Origin of the sequence: Nocardia sp. NPDC047648, assembly GCF_040642815.1 — a bacterium.
In the GTDB taxonomy this organism is placed as follows: domain Bacteria; phylum Actinomycetota; class Actinomycetes; order Mycobacteriales; family Mycobacteriaceae; genus Nocardia; species Nocardia gamkensis.
In genome coordinates this window covers 47,497-62,930 of the sequence record NZ_JBEYSX010000013.1, presented here as the reverse complement: position 1 = coordinate 62,930, position 15,434 = coordinate 47,497, and the positions used below count along the sequence as shown (strand labels likewise).

The following is a 15,434-nucleotide window of genomic DNA, read 5'->3' as shown; positions in this document are numbered from 1 at the left end:
TCCGGCCCGGCCGCCGTGCCCGGTCAGAGCCGTGCGGCCAGCCGGGTGCCCTGGTCGATGGCTCGTTTGGCGTCCAGTTCGGCGGCCAGTTCCGCGCCGCCGATGAGATGCAGGCTGACGCCGGCGGCGCGCAGCGGGGCCTCCAGCTCACGCACGGACTCCTGGCCCGCGCAGACGACGACATTGTCGACCGGGATCAGCTGTGGCCGTTGCCGTTTCTCCCCGAAGCTGATGTGCAGGCCGTTGTCGTCGATGCGTTCGTAGTTGACGCCGCCGATCTGTTCGACGCCCTTGGCCTTCAGCGCGGCGCGGTGCACCCATCCGGTGGTCTTGCCGAGGTCTTTGCCGAACGCGGACGTCTTCCGTTGCAGCAGAACGACTTCGCGTGCCGCGGGAGCCGGTCGCGGCGCGGTGAGCTGTCCGCGGACCTGCTCGTCCTCGGAGGTGACGCCCCACTCTTCCTTCCACTCGTCCAGCTTGAGCGTGGGATGACCCTCGACGGTGAGGAATTCGCTGACGTCGTAGCCGATGCCGCCCGCGCCGATCACGGCGACGCGCTTGCCGACCGGCTTCTCCTCCCGGACCAGTTCGGCGTAGGACAGCACCATGGGGTGGTCGATTCCGGGGATGTCGGGGATCCGCGGCCGCACACCGGTGGCGAGGACCACCTCGTCGTAGCCTCCGGCGATGAGTTCGTCGGCGCCCACCCGCTTGTTCAGGTGCACGGTGACGCCGGTGAGTTCGAGCATCCGGTGGTAGTAGCGGATCGACTCGCTGAATTCCTCTTTGCCGGGGATGCGGCGGGCGATGTCGAACTGGCCGCCGATCTTGTCGTCGGCTTCGAACAACTCGACGTGATGGCCGCGTTCGGCGAGGTTCACCGCCGCAGAAAGCCCGGCCGGTCCCGCGCCGACCACGGCGACGCGCTTGCCGCGGCGGGTCGGCAGCAGCTTCAGTTCGGTCTCGTGGCCCGCGCGCGGGTTGAGCAGACACGACACGGTCTTGCGCTGGAAGGCGTGGTCCAGGCAGGCCTGGTTGCACGCGATGCAGGTGTTGATCTCGTCGACGCGATCCTGCGCGGCCTTGTTCGCCCACTCCGGATCGGTGAGGAACGGGCGGGCCAGCGAAACGAGCTGCGCGTCACCCCGGGTCAGGATCTCCTCGGCCACTTCGGGCATGTTGATCCGGTTGGACGCGCACACCGGGATGCCCACCCGCGCGGTGATCTTCGCGGTGAATTCCACGAAGGCGGCGCGCGGCACCGAGGTCACGATGGTGGGCACCCGCGCCTCGTGCCAGCCGATGTCGGTGTTGAGGATGTTCGCCCCGGCGGCTTCGAGTTCCTGGGCCAGCGCGACGATCTCGTCGAAGGTCTGCCCCTTCTCCACCAGCTCGGCCATGGACAACCGGAACACGATGACGAAGTCCGGGCCGACCGCGGCGCGGGTGCGGCGCACGATCTCCACCGCGATCCGCCGCCGGTTCTCCGGTGAGCCGCCCCACGCGTCGGTGCGCTTGTTGGTGCGCGGTGCGAGGAACTGGTTGATGAAATAGCCTTCACCACCCATGATCTCGCAGCCGTCGTAGCCGGCGAACTGGGCCAGCTTCGCGCAGCGGGCGTAGTCGTCGATGGTCCGCTCGATGCCTTTGGCCGAGAGCGCGCGCGGGCGGAACGGATTGATCGGCGCCTTGATCGATGATGCCGACACACTGCCCGGCATGTAGGAGTAGCGACCCGCGTGCAGGATCTGAATGGCGATCTTGCCGCCTTCGGCGTGCACCGCTTTGGTGATCGTCCGATGCCGGTATGCCTCGGTCTTGTTGGTCAGCTTGGCGCCGAAGGGCAGTAGCCAGCCCGCGCGGTTGGGCGCGTAGCCGCCGGTGATGATCAGGCCCGCGCCGCCGCGTGCGCGCTCGGCGAAGTAGGCGGCCAGCCTGTGGGTGTCCCAGGCGCGATCCTCCAGCCCGGTGTGCATCGACCCCATCACCACTCGGTTGCGCAGGGTGGTGAAGCCGAGATCGAGCGGCTCGAACAAATGGGGGAAGGAACTCATCGGTGCGGTCGCCTTTCTCCGTCAATCCGCGTGCGGGGCTGTCGCGCGCGGGTGCAGTGCGTGCAGTACTTCGTCGCACCATTCGACGAACCCCGACTCCACGCGGATGCCCGCGCGCAGGACGAGGTACTGGTGCAGGGCCGTCCCGCCGAGCCGGTCGGGGGCGGGGAAGTCACGTTTCTCGATCTGCCGGTACAGCTCGAGTCGTTGGGCGTGCTGGTCGCGATGGCGGGCCACTTCGGCGCGCAACGCGGTGATGTCTCCGTGGGCGGCGGCGCGGATCTTCACCGCGAGTTCGTTGCGCGGGGTACCGGAGTCGCTCGGTTCGGCGATCCAGCGCGCGAGTTCGGCGCGGCCCGCCTCGCTCACCGAGTACACCTTCTTGTCCGGCCTGCCCTCCTGGACCACCGACTCGCCGTCGATCCAGCCGGACTCCTCCATGCGTTTGAGGACGCGATAGATCTGCTGGTGGGTCGCGCTCCAGAAGTACCCGATGGACTTGTCGAAGCGCCGCGCCAACTCGTATCCCGAGCCGGCGCGCTCGGTCAGCGATACCAGCAACGCGTGCTCCAGTGCCATGCGGTGAGAATAGCCGTGACATTCGGTACTATGCAACTAAGTGCATAGCGGACTTCGGGTTCGCGGGCCGGAACTCGCTTCCACCGGACTCGAAGGGCCGCGCGCATTAAGCTGCGCGCATGACCGAGGTGAACGCCCGGGCGACAGTCGGGCAGGCCGCCGGGCGCGGGCAGGTGGTGGCGTGGGGGCTGTGGGACTGGGGGTCTTCGGCATTCAACGCCGTGATCCTCACCTTCGTGTTCTCCGTGTATCTCACCGACAAGGTCGGCGACGACCTACCCGGCGGTGTCTCCGCCAGCGCGTGGCTGGGGTGGGCGCTGGGTATTGCGGGCCTGGTCGTGGCGTTGACCGCGCCGGTCAGCGGACAGCGCTTCGACGCGTCCGCGAAACGCAAACGCTCCCTCGGTGCGCTGACCGCGCTGACCATCGCGGCGATGACACTGATGTTCTTCGTGCACGACGACTATCGCGACTTGTGGCTCGGTCTGGCTCTGCTGGCATTCGCGTCGGCCTGTTTCGAATTGGCCAACGTGCCGTACAACGCGATGCTGCGCCAGGTGTCCACGCCCGCGACGGTCGGCCGGGTCTCCGGATTCGGCTGGGCGATGGGCTATTTCGGCGGCATCTTCCTGCTGCTCATCTGCTACTTCGGCTTCATCTCCGGCGAGGGCGACAACCGCGGGCTGCTCGGCATGCCCACCGACGACGGACTCAACATCCGCCTGGTCGCCGTGCTGGCCGCCGTCTGGTTCGCCGCCTTCGCGCTGCCGGTTCTGTTCGCGGTCCCCGAACTGCCACGCACCGATGCCGATCCCGGTGCGGCGAGCGCCGGATTCCTCGGCTCTTACCGGGTGCTGTGGCGCGACCTGCGCGAGCTGTGGCGTACCGACCGGCGCACGGTCGGCTTTCTGGTGGCCAGCGCCGTGTTCCGGGACGGTCTCGCCGGAGTGTTCACCTTCGGAGCGGTGCTCGCCGTGCGGGTCTACGGCATCGCCGACTCGGATGTGCTGCTGTTCGGCATAGCCGCCAATGTCGTCGCGGCGCTGGGCGCGATCGTCGCGGGGCGGTTCGACGACCGGGTCGGGCCGAAGATCGTCATCGTGGTGTCCCTGGCCGCCATGCTGGTGTGCGGACTGGCCTTGGCCGTGGTGTCGGGGCCGCTGATGTTCTGGATCTTCGGCTTGCTGCTGACCGTTTTCGTCGGACCTGCGCAGGCTGCGGCGCGCTCGTTCCTGACCCGCCTCGCACCGCCCGGACGCGAAGGCCAGCTGTTCGGCTTGTACACGACCACCGGGCGCGCGGTCTCCTTCCTCGCGCCGAGCCTGTTCGGCTTGTTCGTCTGGCTGTTCGACGCCGACCGCGCGGGTATCGCGGGCCTGCTGGTCGTGCTGGCGGCAGGGCTCGCCGTGCTGCTGCCGGTGCGGGCGCCGGATCCGGTCGTAGCGCAGCGCGACGACGCCGAGGAGTCGCGGCTCGCCGAGTGAGCGTGGCGGGCGAGTGAGAAGCGCGCCGGCTGTCCGTCGCCGGATCAGCGCCGCTTCGGAGGACGCCAGCCGCCCATGCCGAGCGCGATCAACCGCATCTGCTGGACGGTGCGGTCGATGATGGTCTGCTCGTCGCGCGGTGCGGCCGACACGTAGGCGGCGATCCCGTCGGTCACCGTGGTGACCATGAGGTCGGCGGCGATTTCCAGATCGCGTGGCGTCCAGGAGTCGAGGGCGCGGATCCGGGAGAGGTCGGCGACCAGTTCGCGCACGATCAGCTGGATCTCCCGGGCGATGGCCGTGCGCAGCGCCGCGGACCCGCCGTGGCGCTCCCTGGTCAGGAAGCCGAACAGCTCACGTTTCGGCCCTACCTGCGTGAACACGAAACGCACCGTGTCCGACAGGCTCGCGTCCGCGTTGCGGCGGACTTCACGCAGCGCCAGCCGCAGCGCGGTGACGCCGTCGTCGACCAGGGTGGCGCCGAGGTCCTCCAGCGACGCGAAGTGCCGATAGAACGCCGTGGGCACGATGCCCGCCGAACGGGCGATCTCCCGCAGGCTGAGTGCGGCGAATCCGCGCTCGGCAGCCAGCGCGAGGGTGCCGTCCAGGAGTGCCTGCCTGGTCCGCTCCTTGCGTTCGCCTCGGGTAGCTGCCTGCTCATTCATCCCGGTGAGCATACATCCGTTCACCATTCGACCTATCCCTAGATGTAGTTCGAGTCACATGTTTCGCCGGTTGACACCTAGCCCCCATCATCCGTCACACTAGTTGAGTGTACAGACGTGCACTGAAAGTCGGTCGCACGTCGTCAGCCCGACAAGGCACGGAGTAACTAATGGTGGATCTCATCAACCTGGTGCAGACCCTGACCTCGCCACACCCGCTGGATCGGTATCTGGAACTGGTCCGCCCCACCCTCACGGTGCGGGACATGCGGGCCGAAATCACTCACGTGCGCCGCTCGGCGCCGGGTTCGGTCACGCTCACGCTGCGTCCGACCCGGCAGTGGAAGGGCCATGTCGCCGGACAGTACGTCCAGATCGGCGTGGTCATCGACGGTGTGCGGCACACGCGGTGCTATTCGCCGGTGAACCCGGAAGGCGGTCGGGATCGCACCATCCAGCTGACCGTCAAGGCGCATCCGGACGGCTTGGTCTCGCAGTACCTCTACCGCCACGCCACCCCCGGCATGGTGGTGGACCTGACCCCCGCCGACGGGGTGTTCCGGCTGCCCGAACCGCGACCGCGGCGCGTATTGCTGATCAGCGGCGGCAGCGGCATCACGCCGGTGCTGTCCATGCTGCGCACCCTCGCCGCGGAGGACCATCCGGGCGAGGTGGTGTTCCTGCACTACGCGAAGTCACCCGCGGTGCTGCCGCACCGAGCCGAACTGGACGCGATCGCGCAGCGGCACCCGAACTTCCGCATCGAGCTGCGGTATCCGCATCGCGCGCCGGACCTGGCGCGGGTCGACCCCGCCGCACCGTGGGTGGACCTGCACCAACCGCAGAACAGCGGATACTTCGACTACGACGAACTCGAGCGCGTGGCGCCGTGGTTCGCCGACGCGCAGACCTATGTCTGCGGCCCGCGGTCGCTGATGGACGCGGTGCGCACGATCTATCAGGCCGAGCAGCTGGAAGACCGGCTGCACACCGAGGAGTTCACCCTCTCGTTCGCCCCGGCCGACGCCGCGGACGCGCAGGGCACCGTGAGCTTCTCGGCCAGCGGCGTGAGCACGCAGAACAACGGCGCCCCGCTGCTCGAACAGGCCGAATCCGCCGGGCTCAGCCCCGAGTACGGCTGCCGCATGGGGATCTGTTTCTCCTGCACCGCGGTGCGCCGCTCCGGCTGCACGCGCAATCTGCGCACCGGCGAGACCGACAGCGACCCCGACCAGCCGATCCAGCTGTGCATCAGCGCGCCGGTCGGCGACGTCGAGGTCGACATCTAATCGAAGAAGGGGAACCGATCATGACCATCCTGACCGAAACCGACAACGGACCGTTGGTCCTGAGCCCGGACCAGATCGAGGAACTCGGCCGCGAACTCGACGAGTTGCGCGCCGCGATCGTCGCCGACCTCGGCGAGCGCGACCGGGAATACCTGTACTCGATCATCAAGGCGCAGCGCGGCTTCGAGATCGCCGGGCGCGGCCTGATGTATCTCGGCTTCCTCCCGCCGGTCTGGCTGGCCGCGGTGGCCGCGCTGAGCGTGTCGAAGATCCTGGACAACATGGAGATCGGCCACAACGTGATGCACGGCCAGTACGACTGGATGCGCGAGCCCGGCCTGAATTCCCGTGTGTTCGAGTGGGACACGGTCTGCCCGGCCGATCAGTGGAAGCACTCGCACAACTACCTGCACCACACCTACACCAACATCCACAACAAGGACCGCGACATCGGCTACTCCATCCTGCGCATGGACGAGGCCCAGGAGTGGAACGTGCTGCGGCTCGGTCAGCCGCTGTACGCCTTCGTGCTCATGATGCTGTTCGAGTGGGGTGTGATGGGCCACGACCTCGAGGTCGAGAACATCCTGGCGGGCAAGAAGAAGTGGCCGGAGGTCAAGAAGCTGCTGCTCGGCCAGTGGCGCAAGGCGGGCAAGCAGGTGCTCAAGGACTACCTGGTGTTCCCCGCCCTGACCGGGCCGCTGTTCTTCCACACCCTGGCCGGTAACGTCACCGCCAACCTGGTGCGCAACGTGTGGGCCTTCGCCATCATCTTCTGCGGTCACTTCCCGACCGGCGTACAGACGTTCACCGAGGAGGAGACCGCGGACGAGACCCGCGGCGAGTGGTACATCCGGCAGATGCTCGGCTCGGCCAACATCAGCGGCAGTAAACTGTTCCATCTCATGTCGGGCAATTTGTCGCACCAGATCGAACACCACCTGTTCCCGGACCTGCCCGCGAGCCGTTATCCGGAGATGGCGCCGACTGTACGCGCATTGTGTGAAAAGTACGGTTTGCCGTACAACACCGGCCCGCTCGGTAAGCAGATCGGCTCGGTGTGGAAGAAGATCTTCAAGCTCGCACTGCCGCCGCGCTGGGTCGAGAGCGAGCCGTCTCCCGGTGTTATCGTGATGCGACAGCGGCAGGCGAGCGAAGCGGGCGTGTGAATGATCGGGAAATTCGAAAGCAACAAAGATCTCATTCAGGAAATGACCTCCTCCGGCGCCAAGCATGTCGGCAATATCGCCGGCATCATCACGGGCACCGTCGCCGAGGTCACCCGGGAGATCGGTGAGTGGATCACCGACACGATCGAGATGCGGGAGGCGGCGGCCGCGGCTCGCCGGGACGCCGCTGCGCAGCGGGACCTCGATACCGATCTCGGCGACGAGGCCGAGGTCCCGGTCGAGAAGCCGCCGGTCAGCCGGACGGAAGAGTTCCTCGACGCCGAAGTCGTCGAACCCGGAGTCGACGAGCCGCGCTGATCACCACACCGGCAGCCGGCGCCGGTGCTCGGTGACGTCGGTGATCAGATCCTGGTAGCCGTCGATCAGTTCGGCCAGCCTCGTCCACCGCAGGTGGGCTTCCCCGCCCACCTGCGCCGGATGCGGCCCACTCGTGATCTCGTCGCCCAAAGTGTGACGAGCCGCAACCCACTTCGCCGCGATTCGATCGATCACCGCCCCGAGTGTCTCGGTATGCAGCGAGGCGCCCTCCCGGTGCTGCACGTTGGCGGCGACCCAGGCGTCGATTCGTCCGATCCATTCGGCGCGGCAGCCGTCGATGTCCTCCAGCTGCCTGCTGCTTGCCGCGACGTGCGCGCTGGAGGCCTCCGGCGCGTGTGCGCGCTCGAGCGCCAGCTGCCGTCGCTCGTGGCAGTCGACGAGCATGCGCGCGGCGTGCAGCACGCTGTGCCGGTGCTGGTTCTCGCCGGCTTCGCGGAGCGCGCGAAGCAGTGCGGCGGGCGGTGGCAGCTCCTCGGCTCCGAGGCCGCGCTGAGCGTATTCGGTGGGCATGGCATACCTCCGGCGACGCGGCGATTCCTGGATGCGCCAGGGCCGAGGGGGATTTCGGGGAGGGGCGCCCCTCGGCTCCGGCGCAGTCCCGCATCCGGATGTCGTCCCACGGTCCACCAGCACGGCAGAGAAACCGGGAAATCCGCGACGATGCGAGAGAAGACGTCCGAGTAATCGGGACACTTTCAGGAAAGCGCGATAGCCGAAGCCACGCAATACTCTGGTGTACGAATCCGAGAGCTGCCGGGAAATTGTTATGCTCCGTTACGGATCGGTCAACCGGATCCGCGCAGGGGTTGCGCGCTCTCGAATTGTTCGAGCGCATGCGCAGCAATCCGATTCGACCCGAGCGCTGCGCGTCCGCGTCCGATCGGCTAACCTCGGTCTTCGTGCCCGCCTACGTGTCATCGCCCGAGTTGACATTCGGCTTCATGTTCGCACTGGAAGACCCTGAGCGAATCGCCGAGGTCGTGCGCAATCTGATCGTCCGCAAGACCGTCTCGGTCTTCCGTCTGGCCCGGCTCTCTGATGACGACGGCCCGCCGGAGCGCTACGTGGTCAACTGGGCGGTCATCCCGCAGATCTCGATCACCACCAGCGCCCCGGATCACGAGGAACTACGAGCCAACCGCACCATGCTGGTCAACGCCTTCCTGAGCGAGGACGGCGAGGTCAGCCTGTATTCGGCGCAGTCGAACGGACCCGCCTGACCAGGCCGTCCCGGCCGGCACGCACCCGGGACGACCCGCTCGATCAGCCGACCGGGACCGGTGCGTCGAGCCGTCCGGAACGGGCGAGCGCGAACAATGCCGCCGCCGCGACCGTGCCGACGGCGACCAGCGCCGCCCACGCCAGTGCGCTCAGACCGGCCTCGCGCGTGGCATCGAGCAGCGTTCCGATGCCCAGATTCCCGAGCAGGATGCCGACGCCGACGATCGTGTTGTAGAGGCCGTAGTGCGTCGCCACCAGGTGGTTGCCCGATAGTGCGACCACGGTGTCCATCTCGAACGGGAAGACCGCCGCCGCACCGATTCCCAGGACGACGGCGGTCAGCAGCAGCGCGCCGATCGCAGGCCACACGCCCGCGCCGGTGCCCGGGATCACCACCAGCGGTACGAACGCGGACGCGAGAATCGCCATACCCAGTGCCAGGCTGTGCGCGCGGCCCCAGCGCTGCCCGAACCAGCGGGTGATGCGCAGCTGCCCGGCGATAGCGATCAACCCGGACAGCACGAACACCGCGGTCATCAGCGCGGTCGCCGAGTCGCCCGCGATCCGTGCCGCGTGCACGGGCAATGCCAGGTAGACCTGGAAGGCCAGCACCGAGGAACTGATCATCGCCGAGGCGAACAGCAGGAACGGGCGGTTGGCCAGTACGACGCGCCAATCGTCCAGCACGGACGTGGTTTTCGGCGCGGCCGTGTGCTGCGGGAGCGCGCGTAACTGGGCCAGGGTCAGCGCGCCGAACACCACCGCGGCGCCCGTGGCGGTCGCGCGGAAGTCGACGGCCATCAGCGCGAGCCCGACGATCGGCCCGAGCAATATGCCCGCCTGATAGAAGACGTTGAACACGGCGAACGCCTCCACCCGGCGCGACCCCGAGTCCACCGCCAGATACGCGCGGACCGCGGGATTGAACAGCGCGCCCGCGAAACCGGTCGCTGCCGAGGCGACAAGCAGCGCCGGGAGCGTATCCGCAACTGCCAGCAGCGCGAAACCGCCTGTGCGCAGCAGACATCCGGCCACGATCAGCGGTTTGTAGCCGAGTCGATCGGCCAGGGTGCCGCCGAGCAGGAACATGCCCTGCTGGGCGAAGTTCCGGATGCCGAGGACCAGCCCGACCGCCCACGCGGCCAGCCCGAGCGGGCCTGCCAGGTAACCGGCCAGGTAGGGCATCAGCATGTAGAACCCGGTGTTGATGGCGAACTGATTGACCATCAGCATGCGGCTGGGGCGGTTGAAGCCGCGAAAGGTGGCGATCAGCTCGGTCATCGCGTCCGCTCCGCATCGGCGCCACCGCGGGGATCGACGACCGTCGTGCAGCGCGTCCACGGGTCGACGACGGCGTCGGTCGGATGCGCGATGCGCAGGGGTGCGGCGGGCGGCGTGACGCCGAGCAAGCCGTGCGCACGGCAGTACTCGTCGTTGTAGACGGTGTCGAAGTAGCGCAGCGGGCCGTCGGGGAAGATCGCGGCGATCCGTGTGGCCGGATCGCTGGTGCGGGCCAGCCAACCGGCGACCAAGGTGACGGCGCCGACGCTCCAGCCGCCGCTGGCGTGGTGTGTCGCGGCGAGCCTGCGGCAGGCCCACACCGCTTCCGCGGGCGCGACCCAGTGAACCTCGTCGAACGCCGCATAGTCGACGTTGCCCGGATGAATACTCGACCCCAGCCCGCGCATCAGCCGCCGTCCCGCGGGCTGGCCGAAGATCGTGGACGCCACGGCGTCGACGCCGACCAAACGCAAATGCGGGAAGTATCGGCGCAGCGTGCGCGCGATTCCGGCGGAATGGCCGCCCGTGCCGACCGAGCAGACCAGGACATCGATCCGGCCCAGCTGGGCCACCAGCTCGAGCGCCAGGGTTTCGTAGGCGTCGCGATTGTCGGGATTGCGGTACTGGTCGGGGCACCACGCCCGGGGGTCCCCGGCCAGCAGTTCGGCGACACGGTCGCGGCGCGCCTGCTGCCAGCCGCCGGTCGGGTGCGGCTCGGCGACCAGTTCAATCCGCGCACCGTAGGCCGCGAGCATGCGGTGCATGAGTGGTTCCAGGCCGGGGTCGGTGACCAGTGTGACCGGGTGGTGGTACACCATGCCCGCCAGCGCGAGGCCCAGACCGAGCGTGCCGCTGGTCGATTCGATGATCGGCGCGCCCGGTGCGAGGTCGCCGCGCGCGATGGCGCGCTCGACCATGTGCAGCGCGGGCCGGTCCTTCATCCCGCCGGGATTGGCGCCTTCGAGCTTGGCCCAGAAGCCGCGGCCCTCCGGTGGCGTGGTGTCACCCAGCGGTTCGGTGATCCAGAGGACCGGCGTGTTGCCCACCATGGTGTCCGGACGCGGACAGCGCTGGGCGGTGGTCAGCAGACTCGCCGGGCTCGCGAGCGGTGTCGAGGGAGGCGTCTGCGGCTCGCGCGCAGCGGGATCGGGCACAGCCGGGTTCTGCAGCGCAGAAGTCATGAGGAATCGTCGATTCTGTGCGGTCGCTACTGGTAGCGACGGTGTGAGTGCGGACTTCGCACGAACACCGGCCGGGCCCCGGCAGGCTCCGGCCTGACGCTGACCGATCAGTTCCGATCGATGCCGAATCGAGTGAGTTTGTCTCTGCCCGGACACACCGGGATGGCCGCGATCGGGGGCGCGCGCACGCCGCCACCGAGCGCGGCCGCGGGCGCCGCAAGCAGCACCGGCACCGAGGCGACCAGCAGCAGCATCAGCAGCGAGATGGCGCGTGGCAGGGCGGCGAGCACTGCGTCGCCGGGAACGTGCCGATCCGGCTCGTTGGCGTGCTGATGGCGGTCGAGGAGGATTGCCTGGGTGACGGAGGAGGCCATGACCGGGCCGGACGCTTCGATATGCGCATGGGGGGCGGCGGCGTGGGTGAAGACGTGACACTGGGGCACCGCGATGGCGACCACCCAGGCGGTGTACGCGAGAGCCACGAGTACCCGGGTCACCGGTAGTCGCAGCGCGCCGAAGGTCACGTCCCGATGGTACAAGTCCGGCCGGGGCGCGATCCGCCGGTGTCGGTGGCGGCTCGATCGATTCGATTGCGGCTCAGGCCCAGCCGTGTGCGGACCGCCCTCTCCGCGCCCTGATTCGTTGGCGTGTCGGTATCAGATGGTGCCGTTCTCACACGGCTGGATACGGGACAATCAGGACACCTACTGGTTGTGGGTTGGATCACAGCAGCCGTAAGGAGCGTTGCTCATGGAGCTCGAGAAGCCCGCCGTCCCGTCCGACCCGATTCGCGTGCGTGGCGATCTGGATCCGGCGCTGTCACGGTGGTTGTGGCTGGTCAAATGGCTACTGGCGATACCGCACTACATCGTGCTGTTCTTCCTGCACATCGCCTACGCGGTGCTCACGGTCGTCGCCTTCTTCGCGATCCTGATCACCGGCAAATACCCGCGGGGCCTGTTCGACTTCAATGTCGGCGTCATGCGCTGGGGATGGCGGGTGACCTTCTACTCCTTGTCGGTGCTCGGCACCGACAGATACCCGCCGTTCAGCTTGCGGACGAACGCGGACTACCCGGCCGACCTGGAGATCGACTACCCGGAGACGTTGCACCGCGGCCTGGTACTGGTGAAGTGGTGGTTGCTGGCCATTCCGCACTACCTGATCGTCGGCGCGGTGGTGAGCGGTGGCGTCGCGTTCGCGGGCGGCGAGGGGGACGACTGGGGCGGCGCCTCGATTTCGCTGCTGAGCATCCTGCTGATCGTCGCGCTGGTCGCCTTGCTGTTCACGGCGCGTTACCCGCAGGGCCTCTACGACTTCGTGATGGGCATCAATCGCTGGATCATCCGAGTGCAGGCCTACGCCGGTTTGATGCGGGACGAGTACCCGCCCTTCCGGCTCGACCAGGGCGCTCGTGAGTCCGACTGAACCCGGCCCACCGGAACCGCCCGTTCGTCAGCGGGCGGATTCGTAGATCCGCCGCACCACGTCCTCGATCTCGGGCTCCTCGATCGACAGGTCCCGCACTTCGGCGCGCTCCGACACCGCGGCCAGCAACTGCGCGGCCGTGATCTGTTCCGGATCGAAGGCCAGCCGTTGCCGCATGCCGTCGGCTTCGGTGCCCAGCAATTGGGCCGAGGGCAGATCGTCGAAGTCCGGGGCCGGTTCGGCCAGGTCCACCACCAGCACCCGGCGCGCGCCGACGGTGGCCGCCAATCCGGTGAGCGACCCGTCGTACACCAGGCGGCCGTGGTCGGCGACGAGCACCCGCTCGCAGAGCCTTTCGATGTCGCCCATGTCGTGGGTGGTGAGCAGCAGGGTGGTACCGCGCTCGGCGCGCTCGGCCCGGAGGAACTCGCGCAACCGTTGTTTCGACAGCACGTCGAGGCCGATCGTGGGCTCGTCGAGGATCACCAGCTCGGGCGAATGCAGCAGGGCCGCGGCGACTTCCGCGCGCATGCGCTGGCCGAGCGAGAGCTGGCGCACCGGTGTGTCGAGGGTGTCGGCCATTTCCAGTTGCTCGATCAGTTCGTGCGCGCGCTCGCGTGCGGCATCCGGCGCCAATCGGTGGATCGCGGCGAGGATCGAGAACGATTCGCGCAGCGGCAGATCCCACCACAGCTGGGAGCGCTGGCCGAACACCACCCCGATCCGGCCCGCCAGTTCGCGTCGCTGCCGCACCGGGTCCAGCCCGCAGGTACGCACGGTGCCGGAGGTGGGTACCAGGATGCCGGTGAGCATCTTGATCGTGGTGGACTTGCCCGCACCGTTGGCGCCGATGTAGCCGACGGCGGCGCCCCGCTCGATCCTGGCGGTCATCCCGTCGACCGCGGTGAGCGTTTCACGGCGCCTGCGCCAGCGGCGGCCGTTCTTGCGATACAGGATGAACTGCCTGGTGAGGTCCGCCATATCGATGATCGCCTCCGGGCCGGGGCGCCGGCTCGTTCTCATCCTCCGCCTCCCTGATAGTGCCGAGTGCCCGAGCGCCACAGACCGAGCGCCAGCAGCCAGACCCACAGCGCCGCTACCGGAGTCAGCCAGGCCAGCCAGGCGGGCAGCAGTGGCGGGCCGGGCAGGCGCAGCAGCGCGAGGGTGGGCAGGTAGGCCGTGAACGCGACCGGGATCGCGAACCCGAACAGCAATCGCATGGGGGTGGGGAACACCGAAGCGGGTTGTGTCGCCGCGAACGAGCCGCCATAGGTGAAGCTGTTGGTGAGCTCGGAGCCGTCGATCAGATAGAACTGCAACCCCGCGGCGCAGACGAACACGCCGCCGAACAGCGCGATACCGCCGACGAGCGTGAGGGCGAGCAGCGCGGCCGTGGTCGCGTCGCAGGCGATGTCGTTGCGCACCAAGCCCGCCGCCAGCGCGACGATCGAGACGGACGCGCGCGCGAACCTGCGCAGCGAGACATCGCTGGTGATCAGTTGCAGCAGTAGCGGTTGCGGTCGCAGATGATAGGCGTCGAGCTGGCCCATCCTGATCAGGACCGGCAGCGTGTCGAGGTGGCCGAACAGCACCTGGGACAGCGCGAAACTCGTGTTGCTCAATCCGAACAGCAACAGCGCGCCGTCCAGATCCAGTCCGCCGAGGACGCGCGCGGCGCGGAAGATCAGCCAGACTTCTGCCAACTCGACCAGGCCGACCAGCAGGGCGCTCAACAGCTCACTGACGAAGGACAATCGGTAACTGCGCTGTGCGCGGATCCTGGAGCGCAACACCGCGACGTAGGGTGTCGACCACGACCCGGCGCGCGCGGCGGCGACCTCAACCACCCTGCACCTCCAGCCTGCGCCGGCCGGTGATCAGCAGCACGCGCCCGGCGATCCCGGCCACCAGCACCCAGAACACCTGAACGCCGAGGACGGAAAGCGCTTGCGCACCGGTGATCCGGCCGGAGAGCACATCGATCGGAGACTGCAGGATCGAGGGGAAAGGTGTGGCGGCCGCGAGCGCGCCCAGCCACGCGGGGAACATGTGCACCGGGACGAAGAGCCCGGCCAGGAAGGTCCCGCCGGTGTAGTACAGCACCCGGATGCCGCGGGTCTCCACGACCCAGAATCCGATCAGCACCACGATGAACCGGCACAGGAACGAAATAATCACGGCCAGTAGGACACTCACCGCGCCGAGCAGGTAGGGGCCGGCCGAGACCGGCATCACCAGCCCGAAGGTGAGCGTGCCCACCAGCACGCTCGGTATGCCACGCGGCAGGAAGGTGCACGCCGCTCGCCCGAGATCGTCCGCGAGATAACCGCATTGGATATCGACAGGACGCAGGAAATCGATGGCGATGTCACCGTTCTTCACCCGATCATCCAGTGGTCCCAGGGTCCCCATGAATTGCAACGCACCGAGCAGCCCCTGTGACAGCCATACGTAGGCGCCGATGCTGCCCCGGTCGTACCCGCCGAAGTCACCGCCGGCGTCCACCGCCGCGGCAAGGACGGCGGCGCGGACGAACCCGAACACACAGTTGGTGAACAGTCCCGCGAACATCGCCGCTTTGTATTGCCACTGTCTACGGAATCCGGCGCCCATGAGCGATGTGTAGAGGGCGACGGCGCTGCGAAATCGTTCCCCCGACGGCACGCTGTCCGCCCCCCTCCGGTCTCCCGCGCACAAGGAGTCAACCTTACCGGCCCAGGTGGGCGCAGGAAAGGCCTCTGCGC

General features: G+C 68.1%; 16 protein-coding genes. 6 read left to right on the top strand and 10 right to left on the bottom strand.

The genetic code is table 11. The features are described from left to right. Positions 1 to 23: 23 nt before the first annotated feature. Positions 24 to 2,054, bottom strand: a complete 2,031-nt coding sequence (locus ABZ803_RS25235; protein ID WP_357042820.1) for an NADPH-dependent 2,4-dienoyl-CoA reductase — start codon at positions 2,052 to 2,054, stop codon at positions 24 to 26. 21 nt (positions 2,055 to 2,075) lie between these two features. Next, positions 2,076 to 2,633: a PadR family transcriptional regulator gene (locus tag ABZ803_RS25230; RefSeq protein ID WP_062975688.1), complete on the bottom strand. Its 558-nt coding sequence runs from the start codon at positions 2,631 to 2,633 to the stop codon at positions 2,076 to 2,078. 119 nt (positions 2,634 to 2,752) lie between these two features. Between ABZ803_RS25230 and ABZ803_RS25225 the strand changes: the two genes are divergently transcribed. After that, positions 2,753 to 4,117 carry an MFS transporter gene (locus tag ABZ803_RS25225; RefSeq protein WP_357042817.1) on the top strand — a complete coding sequence of 455 codons (1,365 nt, stop codon included), beginning with the start codon at positions 2,753 to 2,755 and terminating at the stop codon, positions 4,115 to 4,117. A 44-nt stretch (positions 4,118 to 4,161) separates the two neighbouring features. Here the strand turns inward: ABZ803_RS25225 and ABZ803_RS25220 are convergent, their stop codons facing one another. Then, positions 4,162 to 4,782, bottom strand: a complete 621-nt coding sequence (locus ABZ803_RS25220) for a TetR family transcriptional regulator (RefSeq protein ID WP_357042814.1) — start codon at positions 4,780 to 4,782, stop codon at positions 4,162 to 4,164. Between the two features lie 170 nt (positions 4,783 to 4,952). Between ABZ803_RS25220 and ABZ803_RS25215 the strand changes: the two genes are divergently transcribed. From ABZ803_RS25215 to ABZ803_RS25205, 3 genes are read left to right on the top strand one after another with little or no spacing between them, the layout of a single operon-like run. After that, on the top strand, positions 4,953 to 6,071 hold the full coding sequence (locus tag ABZ803_RS25215; protein WP_357042811.1) for an FAD-binding oxidoreductase: 1,119 nt from the start codon (positions 4,953 to 4,955) through the stop codon (positions 6,069 to 6,071). 20 nt (positions 6,072 to 6,091) lie between these two features. Beyond that, positions 6,092 to 7,240 carry an acyl-CoA desaturase gene (locus ABZ803_RS25210; protein WP_357042808.1) on the top strand — a complete coding sequence of 383 codons (1,149 nt, stop codon included), beginning with the start codon at positions 6,092 to 6,094 and terminating at the stop codon, positions 7,238 to 7,240. Between the two features lie 42 nt (positions 7,241 to 7,282). After that, the gene (locus ABZ803_RS25205; protein WP_245548852.1) at positions 7,283 to 7,558 is read left to right on the top strand and encodes a hypothetical protein; all 276 of its coding nucleotides are present in this window, start codon (positions 7,283 to 7,285) and stop codon (positions 7,556 to 7,558) included. Here ABZ803_RS25205 and ABZ803_RS25200 read toward each other — a convergent pair whose 3' ends face one another. Beyond that, entirely contained in the window at positions 7,559 to 8,089 is a 531-nt protein-coding gene (locus ABZ803_RS25200; RefSeq protein WP_357042805.1) for a DUF4254 domain-containing protein, read from the bottom strand. It lies immediately after the preceding gene. Positions 8,090 to 8,520: 431 nt separating this feature from the next. Between ABZ803_RS25200 and ABZ803_RS25195 the strand changes: the two genes are divergently transcribed. Beyond that, on the top strand, positions 8,521 to 8,799 hold the full coding sequence (locus ABZ803_RS25195; protein ID WP_210750904.1) for a hypothetical protein: 279 nt from the start codon (positions 8,521 to 8,523) through the stop codon (positions 8,797 to 8,799). Between the two features lie 43 nt (positions 8,800 to 8,842). Here ABZ803_RS25195 and ABZ803_RS25190 read toward each other — a convergent pair whose 3' ends face one another. From ABZ803_RS25190 to ABZ803_RS25180, 3 genes are all read right to left on the bottom strand, one after another. After that, on the bottom strand, positions 8,843 to 10,081 hold the full coding sequence (locus tag ABZ803_RS25190; protein ID WP_357042802.1) for an MFS transporter: 1,239 nt from the start codon (positions 10,079 to 10,081) through the stop codon (positions 8,843 to 8,845). Further along, positions 10,078 to 11,130, bottom strand: coding sequence for a PLP-dependent cysteine synthase family protein (locus ABZ803_RS25185; protein WP_357043119.1), 1,053 nt, complete (start codon positions 11,128 to 11,130; stop codon positions 10,078 to 10,080). Before ABZ803_RS25185 ends, ABZ803_RS25190 begins: the two co-directional genes overlap by 4 nt. Positions 11,131 to 11,369: 239 nt before the next feature. Continuing rightward, complete coding sequence (locus tag ABZ803_RS25180) at positions 11,370 to 11,786, bottom strand: hypothetical protein (protein ID WP_357042799.1); 417 nt, start codon at positions 11,784 to 11,786, stop codon at positions 11,370 to 11,372. 226 nt (positions 11,787 to 12,012) lie between these two features. Between ABZ803_RS25180 and ABZ803_RS25175 the strand changes: the two genes are divergently transcribed. Beyond that, positions 12,013 to 12,690: a DUF4389 domain-containing protein gene (locus ABZ803_RS25175; RefSeq protein WP_357042796.1), complete on the top strand. Its 678-nt coding sequence runs from the start codon at positions 12,013 to 12,015 to the stop codon at positions 12,688 to 12,690. A 27-nt stretch (positions 12,691 to 12,717) separates the two neighbouring features. On the opposite strand, the gene ABZ803_RS25170 is transcribed toward ABZ803_RS25175, so the two are convergent. The 3 genes from ABZ803_RS25170 to ABZ803_RS25160 are packed head-to-tail and all read right to left on the bottom strand — an operon-like array spanning position 12,718 to position 15,261. Further along, positions 12,718 to 13,713 carry an ATP-binding cassette domain-containing protein gene (locus ABZ803_RS25170; RefSeq protein WP_357042793.1) on the bottom strand — a complete coding sequence of 332 codons (996 nt, stop codon included), beginning with the start codon at positions 13,711 to 13,713 and terminating at the stop codon, positions 12,718 to 12,720. Next, positions 13,710 to 14,537 carry an ABC-2 family transporter protein gene (locus ABZ803_RS25165; protein WP_062975709.1) on the bottom strand — a complete coding sequence of 276 codons (828 nt, stop codon included), beginning with the start codon at positions 14,535 to 14,537 and terminating at the stop codon, positions 13,710 to 13,712. The genes ABZ803_RS25170 and ABZ803_RS25165 overlap by 4 nt, the downstream gene beginning before the upstream one ends. Then, a complete protein-coding gene (locus ABZ803_RS25160) occupies positions 14,530 to 15,261 on the bottom strand; it encodes an ABC-2 family transporter protein (RefSeq protein WP_357042789.1) in 732 nt (243 codons plus the stop codon). The genes ABZ803_RS25165 and ABZ803_RS25160 overlap by 8 nt, the downstream gene beginning before the upstream one ends. Between the last annotated feature and the right edge of the window lie 173 nt (positions 15,262 to 15,434).